This is a genomic window from Glaciecola sp. 2405UD65-10 (assembly GCF_048820975.1).
Taxonomy (GTDB): Bacteria; Pseudomonadota; Gammaproteobacteria; order Enterobacterales; family Alteromonadaceae; genus Glaciecola.
In genome coordinates, this window is sequence record NZ_JBMEUF010000001.1 from 740,533 (window position 1) to 760,275 (window position 19,743).

The 19,743-nt window shown below is 39.8% G+C and carries 17 protein-coding genes; 4 read left to right on the forward strand and 13 right to left on the reverse strand.

From position 1 onward, the window contains the following. Window positions 1-12: 12 nt before the first annotated feature. The 8 genes from pheS to thrS all read right to left on the reverse strand — a co-directional run bounded on the left by pheS (window position 13) and on the right by thrS (window position 7,956). Complete coding sequence (gene pheS / locus ACOI22_RS03235) at window positions 13-993, reverse strand: phenylalanine--tRNA ligase subunit alpha (protein WP_420670147.1); 981 nt, start codon at window positions 991-993, stop codon at window positions 13-15. A gap of 151 nt (window positions 994-1,144) precedes the next feature. Then, window positions 1,145-1,594 (reverse strand): cyanase, encoded by a 450-nt coding sequence (cynS, locus tag ACOI22_RS03240; RefSeq protein WP_420670149.1) that lies wholly within the window; start codon window positions 1,592-1,594, stop codon window positions 1,145-1,147. Window positions 1,595-1,641: 47 nt separating this feature from the next. Then, window positions 1,642-3,369: a protein kinase domain-containing protein gene (locus tag ACOI22_RS03245; protein WP_420670152.1), complete on the reverse strand. Its 1,728-nt coding sequence runs from the start codon at window positions 3,367-3,369 to the stop codon at window positions 1,642-1,644. 48 nt (window positions 3,370-3,417) lie between these two features. Beyond that, on the reverse strand, window positions 3,418-4,278 hold the full coding sequence (locus ACOI22_RS03250; protein WP_420670155.1) for a formate/nitrite transporter family protein: 861 nt from the start codon (window positions 4,276-4,278) through the stop codon (window positions 3,418-3,420). 428 nt (window positions 4,279-4,706) lie between these two features. After that, window positions 4,707-5,063 (reverse strand): 50S ribosomal protein L20, encoded by a 357-nt coding sequence (gene rplT, locus ACOI22_RS03255; protein ID WP_214450043.1) that lies wholly within the window; start codon window positions 5,061-5,063, stop codon window positions 4,707-4,709. A 22-nt stretch (window positions 5,064-5,085) separates the two neighbouring features. After that, the gene (rpmI, locus tag ACOI22_RS03260; protein ID WP_420670157.1) at window positions 5,086-5,283 is read right to left on the reverse strand and encodes a 50S ribosomal protein L35; all 198 of its coding nucleotides are present in this window, start codon (window positions 5,281-5,283) and stop codon (window positions 5,086-5,088) included. Between the two features lie 118 nt (window positions 5,284-5,401). Beyond that, entirely contained in the window at window positions 5,402-5,941 is a 540-nt protein-coding gene (gene infC, locus ACOI22_RS03265; RefSeq protein WP_420672304.1) for a translation initiation factor IF-3, read from the reverse strand. A gap of 98 nt (window positions 5,942-6,039) precedes the next feature. Further along, window positions 6,040-7,956 carry a threonine--tRNA ligase gene (thrS, locus tag ACOI22_RS03270; RefSeq protein WP_420670159.1) on the reverse strand — a complete coding sequence of 639 codons (1,917 nt, stop codon included), beginning with the start codon at window positions 7,954-7,956 and terminating at the stop codon, window positions 6,040-6,042. Between the two features lie 290 nt (window positions 7,957-8,246). Here thrS and ACOI22_RS03275 point away from each other — a divergent pair, with 290 nt between their 5' ends. The 3 genes from ACOI22_RS03275 to ACOI22_RS03285 all read left to right on the forward strand — a co-directional run bounded on the left by ACOI22_RS03275 (window position 8,247) and on the right by ACOI22_RS03285 (window position 11,395). After that, window positions 8,247-9,290: a DUF3080 family protein gene (locus tag ACOI22_RS03275; RefSeq protein WP_420670161.1), complete on the forward strand. Its 1,044-nt coding sequence runs from the start codon at window positions 8,247-8,249 to the stop codon at window positions 9,288-9,290. Window positions 9,291-9,430: 140 nt separating this feature from the next. Then, on the forward strand, window positions 9,431-10,201 hold the full coding sequence (locus ACOI22_RS03280) for a class II aldolase/adducin family protein (protein ID WP_420670163.1): 771 nt from the start codon (window positions 9,431-9,433) through the stop codon (window positions 10,199-10,201). A gap of 18 nt (window positions 10,202-10,219) precedes the next feature. After that, on the forward strand, window positions 10,220-11,395 hold the full coding sequence (locus ACOI22_RS03285) for a mandelate racemase/muconate lactonizing enzyme family protein (protein WP_420670165.1): 1,176 nt from the start codon (window positions 10,220-10,222) through the stop codon (window positions 11,393-11,395). A 45-nt stretch (window positions 11,396-11,440) separates the two neighbouring features. Here ACOI22_RS03285 and ACOI22_RS03290 read toward each other — a convergent pair whose 3' ends face one another. Together ACOI22_RS03290 and ACOI22_RS03295 are read right to left on the reverse strand one after the other, a co-directional pair. Continuing rightward, window positions 11,441-12,346 carry an amidohydrolase family protein gene (locus ACOI22_RS03290; RefSeq protein WP_420670167.1) on the reverse strand — a complete coding sequence of 302 codons (906 nt, stop codon included), beginning with the start codon at window positions 12,344-12,346 and terminating at the stop codon, window positions 11,441-11,443. Between the two features lie 8 nt (window positions 12,347-12,354). Next, on the reverse strand, window positions 12,355-13,113 hold the full coding sequence (locus ACOI22_RS03295; RefSeq protein WP_420670169.1) for an SDR family NAD(P)-dependent oxidoreductase: 759 nt from the start codon (window positions 13,111-13,113) through the stop codon (window positions 12,355-12,357). Window positions 13,114-13,382: 269 nt separating this feature from the next. Here ACOI22_RS03295 and ACOI22_RS03300 point away from each other — a divergent pair, with 269 nt between their 5' ends. Further along, window positions 13,383-13,649 carry a hypothetical protein gene (locus tag ACOI22_RS03300; protein WP_420670171.1) on the forward strand — a complete coding sequence of 89 codons (267 nt, stop codon included), beginning with the start codon at window positions 13,383-13,385 and terminating at the stop codon, window positions 13,647-13,649. Between the two features lie 310 nt (window positions 13,650-13,959). On the opposite strand, the gene ACOI22_RS03305 is transcribed toward ACOI22_RS03300, so the two are convergent. Genes ACOI22_RS03305 through ACOI22_RS03315 form a run of 3 tightly spaced genes read right to left on the reverse strand, consistent with a single transcriptional unit; the run spans window position 13,960 to window position 19,743 of the window. Next, window positions 13,960-18,576 (reverse strand): hypothetical protein, encoded by a 4,617-nt coding sequence (locus tag ACOI22_RS03305; RefSeq protein WP_420670173.1) that lies wholly within the window; start codon window positions 18,574-18,576, stop codon window positions 13,960-13,962. 23 nt (window positions 18,577-18,599) lie between these two features. Next, window positions 18,600-19,064 carry a hypothetical protein gene (locus ACOI22_RS03310; RefSeq protein WP_420670175.1) on the reverse strand — a complete coding sequence of 155 codons (465 nt, stop codon included), beginning with the start codon at window positions 19,062-19,064 and terminating at the stop codon, window positions 18,600-18,602. A 28-nt stretch (window positions 19,065-19,092) separates the two neighbouring features. Next, window positions 19,093-19,743: a hypothetical protein gene (locus ACOI22_RS03315; RefSeq protein ID WP_420670177.1), complete on the reverse strand. Its 651-nt coding sequence runs from the start codon at window positions 19,741-19,743 to the stop codon at window positions 19,093-19,095.

Below are 19,743 nucleotides of genomic sequence, written 5' to 3' on the forward strand. Positions count from 1 at the left end.
GCTGTACTCTAATTATTTAAACTGATTCAAAAAACGTACGTCGTTTTCAAAAAACGCGCGTAAATCATTAACACCGTAGCGGAGCATAGTTAATCGCTCAACACCCATCCCAAAAGCAAAACCTGTGTATTCTTCTGGATCAATGTTAACGGCTTTAAGTACATTAGGATGCACCATTCCGCAACCTAATACTTCCAACCACTTACCGTTTTTACCCATTACATCAACTTCAGCTGATGGCTCTGTGAATGGAAAATATGAAGGTCGAAAACGTATTTGTAAGTCTTCTTCGAAAAAGTGATGCAGGAAGTCATGCAGAATGCCTTTTAATTCAGCAAAGCTTACATTTTTATCAATCATCAAGCCTTCTACCTGATGAAACATAGGAGTGTGAGTTTGGTCATAGTCATTGCGGTAAACGCGGCCAGGAGAAATAATACGCAAAGGCGGCTTTTCTGCTTCCATAGTACGAATTTGAACACCTGAGGTTTGCGTACGCAACATCAAATTTGGATTAAAATAAAAAGTATCATGGTCAGCGCGGGCTGGATGATTTTTAGGAATATTTAAAGCATCAAAGTTATGGAAGCCATCTTCAATTTCTGGCCCTTCTTTTACAGCAAAACCTAAATCACCGAAAAACGACTCAATACGGGCAATAGTGCGACTCACTGGATGAAGATTACCTGTTTGTACACTTCTTCCAGGCAAACTCACATCAATTGCTTCAGCGGCTAGTTTAGCATTTAGCTCAGCTTCTTTTAAACGCTGTATTTTGCCGTTTATTAAACCTTGTACGGTTTGCTTGGCTACGTTAATTTGTTGGCCTGCGGCAGGTCGCTCTTCAGCCGATAAGGCACCTAGGCCTTTCATTAAATCGGTTACCTTGCCTTTTTTACCCATAAAGGCAACGCGCACGGCATCAAGTTCAGCTGGCGTATTCGCCGTTTCTACTGCACTTCGCGCTTCATCGATGATCGCTTCAAGATCCATGTTTTCCTCTTTTTGGAGCGTATAACAAGCAAAGTCAACACAGACGATGCTTATTGTTTTAAACTAAACCCCGCATTTTACACACTTTTATGTGTTTTTACGCTGTTAATTTACGCTTTTTTTAAGCAAAAAACTGGAATCTACGGCTTAACTAATACATTTTGTATGGCAAGAATTTACCTGACATCACAACACTGACTCTATCGCCCTTTTCGTTCTCTTCTCGTTGTAAATCCATCGAGAAATCAATAGCACTCATAATACCGTCACCAAACTCTTCATGAATGAGTTCTTTTAAGGTAGTACCGTATACATTTACCAGCTCGTACCAACGGTATATAAGCGGATCAGTTGGCACTTCGGTAGGCAACGAACCTTTATATGGGGCTATTTGCAACCATGCTAAGGCTTCATCTGGTAAGTCGAGCAACTTACCCACCGCTTCCGCTTGCGCTTTCGTCAAAGTCATTTGCCCTAAACAAGCCGCAGTAGACCATTCTTTTGACTGCCCTATAGCTTCACTTATTTGCTTCCAAGAAATACCTTTATTTAATTTCTGAATTCGAATTAATTCTGTTACTTCTGATCTATTGGCTATCATTTTTATTTTCCTTTTTGATGTAAATTGTTGTTTGCTAGTAAATAGTATTAAAGAAAAGCTGCCAGCAGTGCTAAATTCGACATTAGTAAAAGCAGCGAGAGTACTTGCCAAAATCTTACTGGATGGCGCTCAATTAAAGGCGCTTTAATACGTTCAATAAACGATGGACTAGGATGGCGTAAGTGGTACAAAAACTCAGATATTGCTTGGGTACGCTTAGCGGGATTAGGCTGCAATGCTTGCTTAAGCGTTTGATCTATCCATAAAGGAATGGCTTTACCTGAATCCAAAACACTTTGATACTTCAACTTATTCAAATATTGCATGGTGGTACATTTAGCTACGTTAGGTCCATAAGCAAAACTGCCGCTGAGCATGTAGTAAGTTAGCATGGCTAGCGAATACAAATCTGACTGCTCTGTGCCCAATTCTCCTAAAAAGTATTCGGGGGCTGCATACATAGCCGTACCCAACACATTACTATCTATATCACGCACCAATTCACTTAGACCTGCTACTCGAGCAGCCCCCATATCAATAATTTTTACACGAAAAGAATCATCGATCATGATATTTTCTGGGCGTATATCTTGATGTAAAATTTGTGCCCTATGCATGGCGGTTAAACCTTTAGCCACTTGTTCAATAATTTCTCTTACCGTTTCTAGGCTAGGGTTTGGATTATCAATTATCCACTGATGCAAGTGCTGGCCTTGAAAATAATCGCTGATCATTGTTACGTAATGTCTAGGCCTGCTAGGGCTTGATACTTTAATTACATAAGGCGAATTTATTCTTTTTAAAATCCATTCTTCAAGCCCAAATTGGCGTAATAAAAATTCGTCATCTTGTAGTTCTAGTGATGGAACCTTTAAGGCAACCTCTTTATTGGTGTAAATATCTTTTGCAAGGTAAACATGACTTCGCGCAGAACAATATAGCTCCCGCTGAATAATAAACTCATCTATTTCGTCACCTTGTATAGGTAAAGCACTGAGGATTTTTGCATTTTGCTGCGGGAGTAATTGTTGTTGTGGGTTTATTTGCTTTATTGATACAAACTGCACACTTAAATTATCAGGGCTGCCATTTTCATAGGCAAGGTCGTGAATTGCGTCAACAAGTGCTTGGTTATTTTTATAAACTGATTTATTAGATACAAGGTTAAATAACGTAGCATCGTTAATGTACTCATATATTCCATCACTCATCAATAAATAAGCATCATCATTTTGAGCTACAAAATTACTGTATTCAATGTCGACTTTAGGCGCTGCGCCTAATGCCCTGCCTAAGAAACTTTGTTGCGCTTCAGAATTAACGCGATGAGAGCTCGTAAGTACCTCATAGGATTTATCTCTTATACGCATAATTACACAATCCCCAACATGGAAAACGTGTGCAATTTGGCCTTTTAAAATTAATGCGCTAAAAGTAGAAACATAGCCTTTTTCAATATCATAGCGAAATGGACTTTGGCGAGTAGTTGCATATAAATTGGCGTTAATTTCTTCAATAGTTTGCTGAGCACTTTTTTGAACACTCCAAGTATCAGAGCTCAAATAGTATCTTTCAATAAATTTATTAAGCGCTTGATCGCTCGCAATTTGACTCACCGTACTCGAGCTCACGCCATCGGCACATAAAAAGCATGCACCTTTTAATAGCAATACGGCTGGGTCATGGGGGATTTCACTTTTAAGTGCATCTTGATTGATGGCCTTACGCCCTTTCGAGGTACGCATTGCCGACACTACTGAAATGGATTCTTTCATAAAAATATTGGAGTTACTTTAAGTAAAAAAGTAACTCCCTTAGTATGATTAAGAAATAGTAGCAGTAGCAGAAGTTGCCGTGCTAGCTGTTTCTTTTTCAGTTAACACACGTTTTGCTTTAGTTCTATAGTGAGTGGTGTACAAAGTTAAACCTGTAAATGCTAAACCACCAACTAGATTACCTAAAGCAGTTGGAATTTCATTCCAAAGCAAATAATCCATTACCGAGAAATCACCACCCATGATGATACCAAAAGGGAATAAAAACATGTTCACAACAGAGTGCTCAAAACCCATGTAGAAGAACAAGAATATTGGCATCCACATAGCCATTACCTTACCGCTAACGTGTGTAGAAATCATTGCACCTACAACACCCATTGATACCATCCAGTTACAAAGCATTCCACGAATAAAAATAGTAAACCACCCTGCTGTGCCGTACTCAGCGTAACCTAACGTTCTAGCTTCACCAATACTGGCTACTTTCTCTGCAATAGCGCCGCCGTCAATACTGAATCCGTAAGTAAAAATGAAAGCCATCATAATGGCGGTGGTAAGTGCACCAGCAAAGTTACCTACAAACACTAAGCCCCAATTTCTTAATATTTGCGGCCACGTGACCCCTGGTCGTTTTGCTAGCCAAGCTAAAGGGCAAAGTACGAAAACACCGGTTAGTAGGTCAAATCCCATCAAGTAAAGCATGCAAAAGCCAACTGGGAATAAAATAGCTCCTAGTAGAAAGTTGCCAGTGTTTACTGCAATAGTGATAGCAAATACTGCCGCAAGCGCAAGAATTGCGCCTGCCATAAATGCACGAATAAGGGTATCTCTGGTAGACATGTATATTTTTGATTCACCAGCATCTACCATTTTTGTAACAAATTCTGTAGGTAATAAATAAGCCATTAGCTTGCTCCGTTTAGTAAATTAGTTGAGTACAAAAGAAACAAGGCATATTCATTACAAATGAAATCCAAAAAAAAACGGCGTCCCGATCATCACTGTGAAGTGAGATCTTGGACGCCGTTATCCTTTTAACTTAAATTGTAGTGATACATCTACCTGTATCAAATGTTACTAAAAATACAGCAAGTAAAGTGCCAATAAAAATCACAGTGATTAAAATCAATAAAATCAATAAGCTATAAATATGAATACTATTAACCGTTAAAAAGAATGAGCCTGCGAAGTTTTATTGTGGTGCAAACTGCACTGAAATGGCCATAATTTAAACAAGTAATGCAAAGCAATTTGAATTTATGAATCGTAAGATCCAAAAAAGCGAGCATCCTGCTCGCTTTTTCGAAAAAGAACTTAAACTAATGTTTAATAGTTTACGCTAATGCGCCTTTTGCTGCATCAACAAGGGCAGTAAATGCCGCTTTGTCGTGAACAGCGATGTCTGCAAGTATCTTACGATCAATTTCAACAGAGGCTTTTTTCAAACCGTTGATGAAACGAGAGTATGACATACCATTTTGACGTGCAGCTGCATTAATACGAGCAATCCAAAGCTGACGGAATTGACGTTTACGTTGACGACGGTCGCGGTAAGCGTACTGACCTGCTTTAGTTACTGCTTGTACCGCTACGCGATAAACACGTGAGCGAGCACCGTAATAACCTTTAGCTTGTTTTAATACTTTCTTGTGACGTGCGCGAGCTACTACGCCGCGTTTTACTCTAGCCATTTTTCAGTCTCCTAAGTCTAAGTTATACGTACGGCAACATACGTTGAATAAGAGCGGTATCGTTCTTGTGAACAAGCTTCTTACTACGTAGATGACGTTTACGCTTAGTACTCTTTTTGGTCAAAATGTGACGCAAGTGAGACTGTTTACTTTTAAAGCGACCTGAACCCGTTTTACGAAAACGTTTCGCGGCTCCGCTGTTTGATTTCATTTTAGGCATTGCTAAAACTCCGCATTGTTTTAAACCTCATTAGCTATTTAATAAAACGCATAATGAGAAGTTAGTATTTGCAGCAAGGTGTTACTAGTTGTGCAGACCAATAAACTTTAGACCGTTACTACTTCTTGTTTGGTGCGAGAACCATGATCATTTGACGACCTTCAACACGATTGGGAAAAGACTCAACCGTGGCAATATCTTGCAAATCGGTTTTGACGCGATTCAATAAGTCGATGCCAATCTCTTGGTGAGCCATTTCACGTCCACGAAAACGTATGGTTACTTTGGCTTTATCTCCACCTTCTAGAAAGCGACGCAGGTTGCGCAGTTTTACCTGGTAATCGCCTTCATCAGTGCCAGGGCGAAATTTAATCTCCTTGACCTGAATTTGCTTTTGCTTTTTCTTTTGCTCTTTTTGGGCTTTGCTCTTTTCAAACAAGAACTTACCGTAGTCCATAATTTTACAGACCGGGGGATTAGCATTCGGGCTAACTTCAACTAAATCTAAACTAGCTTCAACAGCCAGTTCCATTGCTTCGTTTATTGGGACCACTCCGGCTTGTTCGCCATCAGCTTTCACTAAACGTACTTCATTAACCGTGATTTCTTCGTTAATACGGGATTTATCACCCTGAGATTTATTGCTAACGCCTTTAATTTGCTATTCCTCCAAGAACTAAAAAAATGGCGAAAACGGAAAAACTGAGTTAAGACCGTTCTCGCAGCCACGTATTATACTTATTTCGGCGCGTTGTGCTATTGAATTTTTTTACTTTTTACATCTTTTAACAGTAATTCTGCAAATTCATCTACACTCATCACGCCTAAATCATCACCTTTTCGGCTTCTAACCGCGACTTGGCCTGACTCTTTCTCTTTTTCACCTACGACTAACAAGTAAGGTACTTTTTTCAAGGTATGTTCGCGTATTTTGAAACCAATCTTTTCGTTTCTTACATCTTGCTTAGCCCGTAAACCTTTGCTACTGAGGGTTTTAACAACCTCTGCCACATATTCAGATTGCGAGTCAGTAATGTTTAAGACCGCTACTTGAGTAGGTGCAAGCCAAATTGGGAACGCTCCTGTGAACTCTTCGGTTAATATACCAATGAAGCGCTCTAAAGAACCTAAAATAGCACGGTGAATCATAACCGGCACTTTACGCTCGCCGTCTTCGTCTACGTAAGTAGAACCTAAACGCCCTGGCATTGAGAAATCAAGCTGTACTGTACCGCACTGCCATGCTCTATCTAAACAATCATAGAGGGTAAATTCAATTTTAGGTCCGTAAAACGCCCCTTCTCCAGGTTGATAGTCAAATTCAATATCATTTCTAGTAAGCGCGTCTGCTAAGGCCTTTTCAGACTGATCCCAAATTTCATCACTTCCTACACGTTTTTCAGGTCGTGTAGATAATTTAACGGCAATTTTATCAAAACCGAATGTAGCATATGTATCGTAAACCATTTTAATACATTCGCTGACTTCATCTAAAATTTGATCTTCGGTACAAAAGATATGTGCGTCATCTTGCGTGAAGCCACGTACACGCATTAATCCGTGCAATGCGCCTGACGGTTCATTTCGATGGCAGCAACCAAATTCAGCCATTTTTAAGGGCAAGTCACGGTACGATTTTAAACCTTGGTTAAATATTTGTACGTGGCCTGGGCAATTCATGGGTTTAATCGCATATTCACGCTTTTCAGACTCTGTAGTGAACATGTTTTCGGCGTACTTGTCCCAATGACCTGACTTTTCCCACAAGCTGCGGTCCATCATTAAAGGTCCTTTCACTTCATCGTAGCCATATTCACGTAATTTTTCGCGAATAAAGCCCTCTAATTCAGTGTAAATAGTCCAGCCGTCATTGTGCCAAAATACCATCCCTGGGGCTTCTTCTTGCCAATGCCATAGGTTGAGTGCTTTACCTATTTTACGATGGTCACGCTTTTCTGCTTCTTCTAAACGATTTAAATAGGCTTTCAACTGCTTTTTGTCAGCCCAAGCGGTACCATAAATACGTTGTAACATTTTGTTGTCACTGTTGCCGCGCCAATAAGCGCCGGCTACTTTCATTAATTTAAAAAAATGACAAAAACGCATGTTTGGCACATGGGGGCCTCGGCACATGTCAGTATATTCTTCGTGATGATACAAACCAGGTTGATCAGTCTTCTCAATGTTTTCATCAAGAATTTGAATTTTATAGGTCTCGCCTCTTGCTTCAAACGCATCTCGCGCTTGTTGCCAAGTCACCACTTTTTTGACTACATCGTAATTAGTTTTAGCAAGCTCAAGCATGCGCTTTTCAAGTTTAGCTAGGGCTTCTTGATTAAGTGGCTCTTCTAAATCTACGTCATAGTAGAAGCCATTATCAATGGTAGGGCCTATTGCCATTTTTACATCAGGGTATAATTGCTTTATTGCATGCCCCAACAAATGCGCACAAGAGTGGCGTATAATTTCTAAACCCGCGTCATCTCGTGCGGTAATAATCTGCAGACTTGCGTCTTGTGTGATCATGTCAACTGCATCAGCAAGTTGGCCATCAATTTTTCCAGCAATAGTAGCTTTGGCTAAACCAGGGCCAATATCATTTGCTACATCTAAAATTGAAACAGGTTTGTCAAAACTACGTTGACTTCCATCAGGGAGAGTAATTACAGGCATAAAAGTCCTTCCAGTGGTGACACCTACCAAGCGCCACATGTATTTTTATTTAAGAAATTTGTTTGATTAAAATATAAAAATTAAATACGTAACAATGTACTACACCTTAATCAGTGCGCAGAGTATACCGACATGCGCATACGCCTTGCAAATAGACTTTATAATAAATTAATATTTCTATGAATTTAGACCCCCTACTGGCGCTATTTCCCATTGCTCTATTGTTTTTTTATTGAGCTTATTGCTTAAATTACCGTATCAAAGGAAATCTAACACCCATTACATCAATTATGATACACCGCAATAATTTAACCACTATTTTGATCGCAGCCGCTACAATCGCGCTTAGCGCTTGCTCTAAGCATCATCAACTTGAAAGTGACCTTGCATCCTACACACAACGCTTAGAAGACTTTACTGAGCTTCAATCCCATAGCACTGATTTTATCAAACCAATTAGCCTTGCGCCTTTACCTAGTAAATCTGAGCTTATATATAGTATTGCCCCAACCAATATTAATTTACGTGAATTTAATGCTTTTAATGCATGCACCTTAAATACGTTGATAGCTGAGCGAAACACCGCGCTAGGAAAGATGCAATTGCCCTCAAGCCGTTTTATATATGAAAACCAACTGCTCACTGAATTTGATAAATGCCTAGAGTTTCTAAACAATACACAAGCTGATAAAGAACTAATCAACAAACTTGAAGAATTAAAGAGTATTAAACTAGCCCAATATTCTAAGGTTTGGTCTAATTTCATTACCCAGTCTAATGAAATTACGCGCCAAATAAGTGGAGCAAGTGACTACATAACCGCTAGCAGTTCTGACAACTTTTTTGCTACAAAGCAAGCTTTTACGTACTTAGCCAAAACTTACCACAGAAATTCAACGCCACACATTAGCGTTTCCTCCAAGGAACTTGAGCGCCATATGCAAACTCTTGAGCAGTCGCGTTTGCTAGGGCGCATATTTAAAAGCCAAATAGTTATTACCCAGTATTTAAATGCTAATAGCCCTATTTTGGAAAAATATCTTGATATAAATAAATGCGAAAATGTGACACAAGAAAATGACATAGCCATAATGCGTAATATCTTCACCTTATTTTTTGCCCAAAAGATACAAGCTGTTGCGGGTGAGTTGAATAAATATATGTATCACCTACGCCCAATAGTACTTAGCTTAGTTGAACACACTAATTTACCGCCTGCATATAGCGCGTACTTGCATCACAATTTAGAGCTAGAACACAGCAAATACAAAGCGAGTATGCAAAAGCATATTTCTTTATGGCAGAAGATTTTTGCAAGGTGTGATGCAAGGTAGATAAGTAGTTTGATTTTCGCACTTTGAAATGGAATGTTTATGCAAATTTTTGAGAATTGCAAATGCGTGATATCCTTAAGGATTGCACTTATACAACTCTTTTATATCCGTTTTTACATTAGTAAGTGAGACTCAATTTTATGTATTCAATTCCTCATATTGATTTACGCGGTAAAGTTAGCGCCGTTGAATGGCAAACTCGCGTAGAATTAGCGGCTGCTTATCGTTTATTGGTAATGCACGGATGGGATGACTTAATTCACACCCATATTTCGGCGCGCATACCCGGCACAGAAGATTTACTCATTAATGCGTTTGGCTTAGCGTTTGAAGAAGTAACTGCCTCAAATTTAGTAAAAATTGATATTGAAGGGAATGTGCTAGATGAAGACTCCCCTTTTTCTATTAATCCAGCGGGTTTCACTATTCATAGTGCTGTGCATCATGCAAGGCCTGAAGACCAATGCGCCCTACACATACATCATCCAGATGCCATTGCAGTTGGCAGTTGTAAAGATGGCTTATTACCGTACAGCCAATATGCAGCCTTCGCTTTAGCCAGCATGAGTTATCATAGTTATGAAGGCTTGGCCGTGAACCCTGATGAAATAAAACGCCTACAAGAAGACCTAGGGACCGCTAACTTTATGCTCCTTAGAAACCACGGCGCACTCACTATGGGAATGACCATAGGCGATGCATTTATGCACATGTATGACCTTATTCGAGCCTGTGAAATACAAGTTAAATTACAACATAGCCTTGACTCAGTGCATACTGTACACGCCAGTGTAATTGACGGCATAAAAGCACAAGCCGCTATTGTGCATACGGGCGAAACCGGTGGGCAAAAAGCATGGCCAGCCATGCTTAGAAGAGTAAAACGACAATATCCTCACTTTGACATTTAAACGCTATAGTAGATAAATATGAAAATTACCCATGTAGAAATATTTGATATTCATTGCCCCGAGCGACCGCCTTGGAACCCTATTTTTGTTCGCATTCATACTGATGAAGGTATTCACGGTGTAGGTGAAGCCGGTTTAGCTTATGACTGGGGGCACAGTGCTGCTGCAGCCATGATAAAAGAAATAGCTGAAGCCGTTCTCATAGGATTTGACCCTTTTAGCACTGAGCTTTTATGGTCACGTATGTTACGTGAAAGCTTTTGGGGGCTAGGTGGCGGCCCAGTATTATATTCGGCGATGAGCGCCATTGACACCGCACTTTGGGACATAAAAGGCAAAGCCTTAAATGTGCCGGTGTATCAGCTGTTGGGCGGAAAAACCAATGACAAACTGCGCACTTATGCAAGCCAATTGCAATTTGACTGGAGCCAAGACTGCGTAAAAATGTTAAGCCCCGATGACTACGCGCGTTCCGCAGCAAAAGCCATGGCAGAAGGTTACGATGCGGTAAAAGTAGACCCTATTGTTTATGACGAAAATGGTGATTCTAGCTTTGATCGCACAAAGTTATTTACGCCAAAGCAAATGAAGCTATTTGGCGATCGTTTACGTGCTATTCGCAAAGAAGTTGGTGACGAAGTTGATATTATTTTTGAGGCACATTCACTTATGGGATGTGCATCTGCGATTCAAATGGGAAAAGTAATAGAAGAAGTGGGCTGCATGATGTTTGAAGAGCCTGTGAATTACTTAAATTCAGCTGTGCATAAAAAAGTATCTGACCGCGTAAATGTGCCTATTGCGGGTGGTGAGCGATTATACCATCGCTGGGATTGCCGCCCATATTTTGAAGACCAATCTATTGATGTACTTCAGCCTGATGTAGGGCTATGCGGCGGATTTACCGAAGCGAAAAAAGTATGCGATTATGCTGATGTTTATGATATTCGCATTCAAGCGCACGTGTGCGGTGGTCCTGTTGCTACGGCGGCGGCCCTGCAGTTAGAAGCGGCAATTCCGAATTTCTTGATTCACGAACATCACACATATGCGATTAAACATTGGAATCGTGAGTTGTGTATTCAAGATTACCAACCGCAAAACGGTGTGTTTACCGTGCCTGACTTACCTGGCATTGGTATTGAGCTAAATGACGAAATTGTTAATCGTTCACCTAAGGTAACGGTTAAATAAAATTATTTAAGCGATTACCACTACGCTAAGCGTTGAAAAATGCGTTTATGGCTTTAGTTGATAAAGCCTAGACGCATTTTTTTGCATTACGGCTCTAATATCAGCAATATTGTTATTGAATAGTAGCCCTACGGCATAATGTATCTTTTCCCAATACTCTTGATAGCTGCATGAAAAAGTAGTCAAGGGATAATTACTCGCGCACATTACGCGTTGTTTCCCAAATGCACTTATGCACACACTCAATACCTGATTAATTTGTGTGGAAGTGTACTGCCTACTCACCATTTCAAAACCCGAACACTTTACGTATAACTGAGGTAATAAAGATAACTTTTGGATGTTTAATTGCCATACTTGAAACAAGTTAGATGTATAACAAGGCGCAAATCCGGCATGATTGAGCACAAGGTTTAACGAAGGGAATTGCGAAAAAAAGTCGTTAATAATTGTAGTATGACGCAAATTACTTACATCAAACTGCAGTTCAAATAGCAGGTTATGCTGAGCTAAATAAGCAATATTTTTGTTTATCTGAGTATTACTACAAATTATTTCAATATCATCATCAATTATGTGGCGAACGCCTTTAACTCTTTGATGCCTTGTTAATTGCTTTATCTTGTATACAAAATCCTGATGCGCTAAACGAAGATCCACATGCGCAATGCCGCCTAATTGAAGAAGCTCGTTCTCTTGCATAAGACCATCAATCCACGCTATTTCTAATTCTGGTTGGCCGTTATCGAAACCCGCTTCAATATGAACCGCGCCTTGTAAATGCAAACCATTTGCTAGATGCAATTCCTCAACACCCACATTACGATCAATCAAGGGCTTGTCAGGCCAAAAAGGAGCATTGCCTGGCTTCAGCCATTCATATTTACCTTTGTTTATATCAAGTAAATGTATGTGGGGGTCTACAATATTTAATACGTGTTCGTTTTTCATGATTTGTATTAACCGGCGGTATAACCGCCATCCACAGGGTAGCTGCTACCGGTAATAAAAGACGCTTCATCGCTTGCTAAAAAATAGGCTAAAGCAGCCACATCTTCAGCCTGCCCTATCCTCCCTAGGGGCTGCTGAAGCGCTTCTTCTGCATGCACCTTATCTATTTCTTCCCCTGATTTTTCACAATAGCGATTTATAGCCGCATGATATAAAGGTGTTTCAATGGTGCCTGGACAAATAATATTAGCTCTCACATTAAATTTTGCATAATCCAAAGCCGTAGACTTTGCCATGGATGCAAGCGCGTGTTTTGTTAGCCCGTAAATAAAAGAGTTCTGCTTTGCCACTAAAGATTGATCAGAGCCGATATAAATAATACTGCCGCTGTTTTGGGCTCGCATAAAAGGAATAGCAGCACGTGTTGCATAGTATGCGCCTTTCACATTTATATTTAACACTCGTTCAAAATCGTCGTTGTTGGTATTTTCTATATTGCCTGAAAAATGTACGCCCGCGTTTGAAATAAGTACGTCAATACCATAGGCTTTCCCAATACGCGCTATCTCTTCATTCACTTGAGCTTGGTTTGTTACCGAGCACTCAATAAACGTCCCGACGGTTGATGGAACAATATCTAGATTAAATACATTATAGTTTCGTGTATCAAAGTATTTGGCTATTGCCAAGCCAATACCAGATGACGCCCCAGTGATAACAAGCGTTTTATTTATTTGATGATTGGTAAGGTTTTGGTTTTCAGTCACGAATGTACGGTTTCCTAAAGGCTATTTTTCACAAAATATTGTTAATATCAACATTATGCTAATAATACACGTAAATCGTTCAATAATGGCTGACTATTTTACTATGTACGAAACTTACTATTTGTTAGTGTATTTTACTAAAATACGTTTGCGCTTTTAACTATTTAAAATTTTTAAAACACTAAGCTCATGATTTAACTAAAAATAAATTATGGCTTACATTTTGCTAAATGCCTATATTATTACAACAATTTTAATGGAGAAATATTATGGAACCTAATTTATGGACGTTTTTAATTATATGTACATTAACGCTAGGTGGCTTCTTGTACATATTGATTACCACGGTAAACAAAAAACAAATACGCGATCTTGAGTTTGAAACGAAAAAACTAGAAAAAATGGATATTAAAACTGAAGTGGATGCAGCTGTGGATAAGAAACTTAAAGACGTTTTCGCACGTATTGAAGTGCTAGAATCCATTGTTACAGATAAAACTGTTGCGCTTGATAACGAGATTTCTAAATTAAAATAACACAATATCTTGTGGGTATGGTGCATAAAAAAGCCTCATACAAGATGAGGCTTTTTTAGAATTTGGTGCGTCCACCCAGATTCGAACTGGGGACCTCTACCATGTCAAGATACAGCGGTATAACTCAAATAAACTATTTATTACAATGATTTACCGCTATATTTTGCGTATTTTACACATAGCAAAAACGCCAAACTAGACCAATATTAAAAATAGTAAAAACATAAACTTAGCAATTTACAACCACTGTATAAGGTTACACAAAAACAAGTGAAGAATAGCCGCTAACAACTAGCTAGCGGCATGCCATTTACAGCATTCTAAGTATTGGCGCTGATTTCATGCCAGGGCCAGCTATAACAATTCCGTTGCTGTCACCTGTTACATAAATAACAATCGTTACCACTGGTGTTCCCACACCGTTAATACTTCCAAACTTCACATATAAATGTTCATCTTTAAATTGAACGTCTTGCGTGTCGCTTGATATTGCTACATCGTTATTAATAATCACTTCTACTCGCGCAATATTGTTAGAATCAAAATCTAAGTAACCATTTTTATCTACAATATCAGTTGAAGTATTTTTGATTTTAAAACGAATAGTTTCAACATTCGAGCGTCCAGCATATCGAGCAAATGAAGTGCTACCATCTATTTCAAATACCGCTCTCGACAATGCGTTAAACGACTCACTTGAAAGTAGTTCGTCAACTGTGATTGCAATTGCTACTGGTGTTGCTGCAAGTCCGTTAGCTGAGCCCGTCCATTCAACTGTATAATTACCCGCTGCTTCAGTATCAAGATTATTAGTGCTAGGCGTTAATATTGTTTCATTACCTAGATAATCTGTCATTGTCGCAACTGGCAATATAAAGCTATCACCTTTGTTTATTGTGTAACTTGTGTTGGATGGGCTAAGTGTAATCACTGGGGCCGTGACCACAATATCAGCAGCAACATTCACACTTACACTTTCACTCACTTCAACACCGTCAGCATTAGTCGCTACTGCTGTGACTGTCACAGTGCTAGCAGTTGTTAAACTAGGCGCTGTAAACGTACGTGTTAAGCCTGTGCCACTTAGCGTAGCTGTGCTAGTGAACGATACGTTAGTCACGTTACTTGTTGCCGTTACTGTTACCGTTTCACCGCCTTGGGCGCTTGTTGGTGATGCCGTTAGGCTTAGTGTGGGTAATGCTGCGGCGGGTGGTGCATCTAGCGTTACTGTTCTTTGAACTATATCTGATTGATTACCGCTTGCATCCGTTCGCACATAAGAAAGCACTTGGGGGCTTGTGCTGTTTCTGTCTAGTTCATTAATAGCGTAAACAGTTTCATACCCATGTAGAGGGCTGAATGTTTCCGCACCGCCATCTTGCCAATCGTTTGCTACTTGCAAGTCTGAGCCGCCATTCAAATCAATCGTAGGCTTAAGGTCTTGGCTTGTTTTTAAGTGGTGCGTAGGCGTGAAGTTTAAAACAGGAACTACTAACGCTCGTAATCTTCTAAAGTTTGCATGTGAAGAATTGTTGTTGTCGTTTAACCTATCTCTTTGTGTAATAGTTAAATCATTATCAAAGATTATAGGGGCGTATGTGTTTGTAGCAACATCATTAATAATAAGTCCATATTTCTTTATTGCTGTAAGTAGTGCGTAAAACTCATATGACCATTTGTTAGAAGATTTGCCATTTTCTGCTACATCTTGCAATATACCGCGCTTAAACTCTGCGCGTAAATCAAGGTTAGGATCTATCGTAAAAACAGCGCCCATTGGAACACCGCCAGCGTATACGTTAGCAAAACCCCCATCTGCTAATCCTGACGGGTAGCTTGTAACATTGCCTGAGCCATGCGATTGAGTGAACATTTCAGTAGTATCAAATATTGCGCCTGTACCATTCCCACTTGTTCTTGTTGGTGCGTGAGTGGCGCTTGATAAATCACTCTTATGCTGTCCGTTTCTAGTTACGAAAGCTTTTATGATTGAACCGTTTGAATCTACAGACTGCACAGCGTAAGTGGTCGGTGAATGTGTATCTGACACGTCATCACAGTAGAAGTATAAAACATCTCCCTCACTGTAGCCGCTGCCGCCATTAACTACCTTTAGCGGCTTGCTATAATACCTATGAATAAAATAACTGGCTCTTGTGCCTTGGTCGCTGTAGTCGGTAAGATACTGATTAGCCATCATTTGGCAAGCTGATAAATAACCCGCAAGCGCATGATTAATAGCCGTTTCTGCGGTTGTTAAATCGGCTTCAATACTTGCATCATCCCAACCGCTGTAATTAATTCTATCTAATTCGCGCTTGTGTACGATACCCCCAGCCGCGCTAAATCCTGACGCTCTTGGGCTGTTTGTCATGCCTTGCGTATTTTCAGGTCGCCATTCTGTTTGGGATACAGACCATTGGCTTAAGTCGTGCGCTGTACATCTACTACAAATCCAGCGACCATCAACATCTGTACTTCTCATGTAATACATGTGCAAAGCATAGCGTTTATTTGGAAGTATAAATAAATAGTTTCTATCAGAGTTCCACGCGGTATGGTAAGCTGAATCGTAATCACCAACTGGTAAATCAAATTGAGCGTTTATAATACGCTCGCCGCCAAATTCGGCATCTAGATCCTCACCCTCAAAAGCTGCTATAAAGTTATTTTGTGGGAGTAAATAGTTAAACCCAAACTCGCCTAATTCGTCTAAGCTTTCAAGCTCTCTTACTTCTATGCTTGCTGAATAATCAATAGCTGAATTGCTAGATTTATATATGTAATTAACTATTGAGTTTGACCAGCTGCCATCTTCATCGCCCACCATAAACGCGGCTTGCTCGGCTGATAAAGTAAATAAGCAATAATATCTTCCCGCGTAGTTCACGCCATCGTCAGTAGAATTATATGTTGTTAATGATGGTTCGCTCATTCTAATTCTTGAGCCTTGTTCATCAATTTCTACTACATACCGCGCAAAGCCTAGCGTATCCTTTGTTTTTTGAGATGCGATTGATCCTGTTAATCTATTTTGATAAGTATTGAAGCCCTCGTAAGCTTGATTATAGTTTGTGCCAATGGCGCACAAGTCACCTAATCTTACCCCCTCAACACTTTCAACTATCGCCCAATCACTTCCCGCTGTTAAAGAAAGGTGATTAGCATTAACATTGTTTTTATTTCCTGTCATAGCTATATCGCTATAAACAATATTATCAGGTAAGCCTTTGTTTAGCGGGTCGTCTGGTCTAAATGGTGTTAGGTAGTGATCGCTTTTACCCCTCAGGTAATGACCGTCTTTGTTGTAGATAGACTCACCGACTACAGCGAAAGCGTTGATTGATGTTATTACCGCATCACCGCTATCATTACCAAATTTATTATATATAACTATATCGCCATCACTTCCCAAACCCACATCGTGAAACTGTCCGTTGTTACCGCTGTATCGGCTTGGATCTAATGCCGCTGTTCCGTTGCTTGTGATTCTAAAGCTTGTGTCATGGTACGGACGCATCAAAAATTCCATCTTAATAGTATTTGTACCATTAGAATTTTTTAATATTCTGTACCACTCTTGCACTCTAAAGTTACCAAAAGCGACCTGTATTTGACTTCCGTCAACTGGTTTGTCATATGTAACTTCTACACTAACAAGCGTTTTCTCGGCTTGCCCTAGCGCATCGAACGGAACTTTGATTTTTCCGCATATTTGGCTATCAGTTGTATCGTTAGTTAATAGAGCTAGTTCGCTAGCATTTACAGTTGTTTCATCTTCAAAACCGTAAGCCCATGTGTGCCCATCTGGTGAGTCGAAACGCTTTAAGTTCCAGCCGTTAACAGTTATATTTTCTTCACCGTATTTCTGTACAGTACTAGCCCAATCTGTAGAAGTGATATTTTCCTTAGCTAATACAGTTACAGTAACGTCAACTTGATCAGCACTAACACCTTGACTGTTAGTGAAATTGTATTGATAGATGGTTGTGCCTATATTGGAAATATCTCCAACTACTGTAGGCGTTATTTTGTTGTAACCATCAATCGGATCTGAATAATAGCCTGTTGGGATATGGAAAGGCTGACCTTGACTAATAGTGAAATCAGTTCGTTTGCCTGATATTATTATTTGCGGCTTTGCTACATATGTGACAGTTACCGATTTACTAGCTATATTTCCGTCACTATCAACTACCGACCATGTTTTAGTTTGTTCACCTGCTTGCGTATCGTCAAAGCTGCCTGTTGTGGTTATTGATGAAGTTAAATCACCATCTTCAATATCACTAGCCGTAGCTGTTATTGTTGGCTCGCCCTCTCCTGTACCTAGCGTGTAAGTTTCGGTGGTGGGTGTAAGCGTGATAGTGGGTGCATTGCCTGTTGCTGGTAGCTCTGACGCATCACCAAATGATGATGAATTAACCGAACCGCCTGTGTCATATAGTCTTAAGCCGCATTTAACATTATCAACACCAAATGATTCAGTAATACTATAAACTTGATTCCCCTCTAACAGCACTGTGATCTGCTCTCCATCAAGCTGAACTTCAACTTCGTATGGGGTATTGGTTGCAAAATTTGGTACAAACTGGCCCTCAGCGATTGTTGTATGATCACCTGCTATTCGAGTTACAATTTTAAGCTCGCCAGTTGCTATTAAAACAGCAAATATATAAGCGTCACTTGTACCAGAGCCTCTAAAGAAAAATCCTGAACTCTCTGAACTACCTGTTGATAAAGAGTGAGTATGAACACCATCAGAAGATGGGGCGGTATAAAAAGCTAATGCGGCTAGCCCTGATGGTCTTGATGTAGCAACGGCTGAGTTGTTTTGTATTTCAAAGGCCGAACCTTGCAAAAAAGAAAATCCGCTTGGCAACGGGTCGCCATCGTTACCCGTATATGTAAACACTTGTGTAGCCATATATTATTATCCTGTGTTGATGTTTAAACTGTTCTGTGAATTATCTTTTGTGAGCCATACTTGCGAGTATATGAGTAGCCCATGAAGCCTAGTGTTTGCCCCTTGGTTGCTATCTCTAGCCAAATATCATCGTTAAATCCAACTTTCGAGTGCAGCATTTCCACTAACACTTCGTGATTGTCGATTTCTTCTAGCAAGCAAGTTGCGCGTAAATCTATGTCATTTTTATTTATTGTGTAGCCGTCAAGCTTTTCAATGTAATCATTCATAGCAACCGCTGTTTCAAAGTCTTTAGCATTGAAAGCGTCAATTGACTTAGTGCTAGCGTTAACTATATAACTTCCGATTACTCTTGTTTTACGGTGGTTTACTTCTTCAATAAAGCGAACTTTTACGCATGATTTAGGCTGTATTTCTTCAAGCGTAGTTTGTGGGCCCACTCTACAAAGCCATGCTTTTTTTTCATTGATGTCTTGCGTGATTTTCATGATAGATACTCGATTGTATCTGTACGACTTAAACAGATGCTATTGAAAGGTTTTCTAGTTCATTTATGTATTGTTCAGCGACTTGATTAAACTGACTTGGTTGCGCGTTATCTATTGCCGACTTGCCCTTTAATCGTAAGTTTCTAATTTGCATTAGTGCATCATCCCAAACGGCTTTTATGTTCTCTACATCTTGCGCGGCTTGTTCTATCGTTTGGCCTTTTTCAATTCGCCAATCGTCATTAATTGCGCGGGGTGCATCAGCTTCAATACTTCCAGCGTTGCGCCATGCTTGCACCTGATTTGCTACCTCAGTGTATTCAAGGTCAATTAATAAACCTTGACTAACTAAGCGCATACGTGCTCGTCCTGCGGCTTGGTCAATTGCGTTATAGCAATTTAATCTTGTGTTTAAGTTTGTAATGTGATGTTCGGTATTTAAACCAGCTTTACGCATTGAACGCGATAATGAATTGATTAACGTGCGGTCGGTTTGCTTGTTGATTACATCGTTATTGATTAAATCAAACGTAGTGCCGTTATACGTATAAACGTCTTTGGGGTAATTTCCTTTGTGTAGCGTTTGGCCCTCTTTTACTTGGCTAGTGTGCCATTTAGCAGGGCAATACATCGTTTTGACTATTTCGTTTGTAGCGTCATCGGTAATAGTAATTTTCAT

Bases quoted from the DNA above. Each gene is read 5' to 3' on its own strand.
- pheS (WP_420670147.1), bottom strand. From the start codon at position 993: ATGGATCTTGAAGCGATCATCGATGAAGCGCGAAGTGCAGTAGAAACG.
- cynS (WP_420670149.1), bottom strand. From the start codon at position 1,594: ATGATAGCCAATAGATCAGAAGTAACAGAATTAATTCGAATTCAGAAA.
- ACOI22_RS03245 (WP_420670152.1), bottom strand. From the start codon at position 3,369: ATGAAAGAATCCATTTCAGTAGTGTCGGCAATGCGTACCTCGAAAGGG.
- ACOI22_RS03250 (WP_420670155.1), bottom strand. From the start codon at position 4,278: ATGGCTTATTTATTACCTACAGAATTTGTTACAAAAATGGTAGATGCT.
- rplT (WP_214450043.1), bottom strand. From the start codon at position 5,063: ATGGCTAGAGTAAAACGCGGCGTAGTAGCTCGCGCACGTCACAAGAAA.
- rpmI (WP_420670157.1), bottom strand. From the start codon at position 5,283: ATGCCTAAAATGAAATCAAACAGCGGAGCCGCGAAACGTTTTCGTAAA.
- thrS (WP_420670159.1), bottom strand. From the start codon at position 7,956: ATGCCTGTAATTACTCTCCCTGATGGAAGTCAACGTAGTTTTGACAAA.
- ACOI22_RS03275 (WP_420670161.1), top strand. From the start codon at position 8,247: ATGATACACCGCAATAATTTAACCACTATTTTGATCGCAGCCGCTACA.
- ACOI22_RS03280 (WP_420670163.1), top strand. From the start codon at position 9,431: ATGTATTCAATTCCTCATATTGATTTACGCGGTAAAGTTAGCGCCGTT.
- ACOI22_RS03285 (WP_420670165.1), top strand. From the start codon at position 10,220: ATGAAAATTACCCATGTAGAAATATTTGATATTCATTGCCCCGAGCGA.
- ACOI22_RS03290 (WP_420670167.1), bottom strand. From the start codon at position 12,346: ATGAAAAACGAACACGTATTAAATATTGTAGACCCCCACATACATTTA.
- ACOI22_RS03300 (WP_420670171.1), top strand. From the start codon at position 13,383: ATGGAACCTAATTTATGGACGTTTTTAATTATATGTACATTAACGCTA.
- ACOI22_RS03305 (WP_420670173.1), bottom strand. From the start codon at position 18,576: ATGGCTACACAAGTGTTTACATATACGGGTAACGATGGCGACCCGTTG.
- ACOI22_RS03310 (WP_420670175.1), bottom strand. From the start codon at position 19,064: ATGAAAATCACGCAAGACATCAATGAAAAAAAAGCATGGCTTTGTAGA.
- ACOI22_RS03315 (WP_420670177.1), bottom strand. From the start codon at position 19,743: ATGAAAATTACTATTACCGATGACGCTACAAACGAAATAGTCAAAACG.